The sequence below is a fragment of the Aquiflexum sp. genome (genome assembly GCF_977115555.1).
Genome location: NZ_CDSBKL010000564.1, coordinates 1 through 2,059 on the forward strand (window position 1 = coordinate 1; position 2,059 = coordinate 2,059).

The following is a 2,059-nucleotide window of genomic DNA, read 5'->3' on the forward strand; positions in this document are numbered from 1 at the left end:
GTATGAAAATTCAATAAAAGCATTCGACTCAGCCATCGAAATTAATCCAAACTACACCATGGCTTATCAAAACAGAGGATCAGCTAAGCTTGAAATAAATGATAAGGATGGTTGCTGTTCTGATTGGACAAAATGTTTAGATCTTGGATACACGAAAATTAAACCACTTATCAAATTGATGTGTAATTAACGAAGTCTCTTTAATCTACTTAGAAATCGCCTGAAAGAATGATTGAAAAAATTGGCTTCGAAGGTTTAATAAATTTTTCCAATTCTAAATCAAATAAAAAAGGGGTTTCAATGAAACATTCATATTGGTCAAAACATAAAAAAACCGCCTTTCGACGGTTTTTCTTTTTTATAGACTCCAGGTATTTCCCACATCTGAGAGGGGGATGCATCCGAGGTATTCTCCCGGAATGGGATCGTAGCTGAGGACGTTTTTGCCGATTTCCTCTGAAGAGAAATATCCCCACATAGCCATGGACTTTAGCGAACGGTAAAAACCTACCGGTTCCTGATTCCCGACGGCCGTTCCCCATACTTTTGGATTAAACTTCGGGGAACTCGCTTCTGCGGCTTTGAGGCAGGCGGTTTTGTCTTCCGGACTCAGGTTGGCAAAGACATCGCCATAGGTGGACTTGCAGTCTGCATTAAACTTCTCAATATCTGCTTTCACTTTGTCTTGGGCTTCTTTGTTGTAGGATTTGGCAAAGACCAAGTCCAAGAAGATGTCCGTTTTTACATCCAAAGCGCCGGGAGTGTCCGTCTTTGGCAGGATCGTATCCACAAAGGAAGAGATAAACCTTGCCTGATCTTCATTCAAAAAGAGTGGTTGCCAAGTCAAGCGGTCCTGCTTTGCGCAGGATTGCAATAAGGACAGCAACGTGGGTGCTGCAGCGGCAGAACCTGCCAATAGGGCTGTTTTTCTAAGTGCGTCTCGTCTGTTCATGGCATTAGAGGTTATTTTTTTTGAGTTCATCGACGGCAAAGTTTGCTGCCCGGGCAGTAAGTGCCATATAAGTAAGGGATGGATTGACACAGGAAGAGGAAGTCATGCAGGCACCATCGGTCACGAATACATTTTTGCAGTCATGCACCTGATTATTTCCGTTGAGGACCGAGGTCTTAGGATCCCTTCCCATGCGTGCGGTTCCCATTTCGTGGATGCCATATCCCATTTCATGTTTGTTGTCAAAGTCTGTGATATTGGTCAATCCTGCACGCTCAAGCATTTCCTTAGCATCTATGCGCATTTGGGCATTGATAGCAAGTTCGTTTGCTCCCCATTCGGCATCTATCGACAATGTCGGCTGTCCCCATTTGTCGAGTACGTCTTTGTTGAGGTACACTTTGTTTTCATGGTAAGGAAGACATTCCGCAAAGCCTGTGATGAAAAATTCCCATGGTCCGGGCTTCATCATACTGTCTTTGAAGTCTGCGCCAAAGTCTTCGACGTTGGCTCCTGCACCCCAATTCCCTCTTCCGCCACCACCTTGGAAGCCAAAGCCCCTGACAAATTTGTCAGATTTGGTTTTGTCGTCAAGGTTGACATAACGTGGGATATAGATGCCGTTTGGACGGCGGCCTTTGTAGTATTGGTCATCAAATCCTTCCACATTACCCATTGCGCCAACCCGGTAGGTGTGGTCCATGAGGTTGTGGCCCAATTCACCGCTGTCATTTCCCAGACCGTTCGGGAAGCGGTCAGAAACAGAATTCAACAAGATCTGTGTGCTGCTCAGCGTGGAGGCATTGCAGAAAATGATTTTGGCATTGTACTCGATGACTTCGCTAGTTTCGGAATCAATGATCCGGACGCCTGTAGCCTTGCCTTTTTCCTTGTCATAAATGACTTCCTGTACGATGGAAAAAGGTCTGATGGTCAGGTTTCCCGTAGCATTTGCCGCAGGCAAAGTCACGGCATTGCTGCTGAAATAAGCGCCATAAGGACAGCCACGGTCACAGCGGTTTCGGAATTGGCATTTGCCACGTCCGTTGAGCGGTTCGGTCAGGTGGGCAACCCTTCCGATGATCATATTTCTTCCTGAAAATTCCT

Annotated in this window: 2 protein-coding genes and 1 pseudogene; 1 reads left to right on the forward strand and 2 read right to left on the reverse strand. The window is 45.7% G+C overall.

Annotated elements, in window-relative coordinates; genetic code table 11:
- A pseudogene (locus tag ACZFYI_RS19590) lies at positions 1-190 on the forward strand (hypothetical protein); the annotation flags it as partial.
- A gap of 168 nt (positions 191-358) precedes the next feature.
- Here the strand turns inward: ACZFYI_RS19590 and ACZFYI_RS19595 are convergent.
- Positions 359-982, reverse strand: a complete 624-nt coding sequence (locus ACZFYI_RS19595) for a gluconate 2-dehydrogenase subunit 3 family protein (protein ID WP_462525808.1) — start codon at positions 980-982, stop codon at positions 359-361.
- Positions 957-2,059, reverse strand: a 1,103-nt coding sequence (locus ACZFYI_RS19600) for a GMC oxidoreductase (RefSeq protein ID WP_462525809.1), incomplete at its 5' end; no start/stop codon positions are given. The genes ACZFYI_RS19600 and ACZFYI_RS19595, both read right to left, overlap by 26 nt.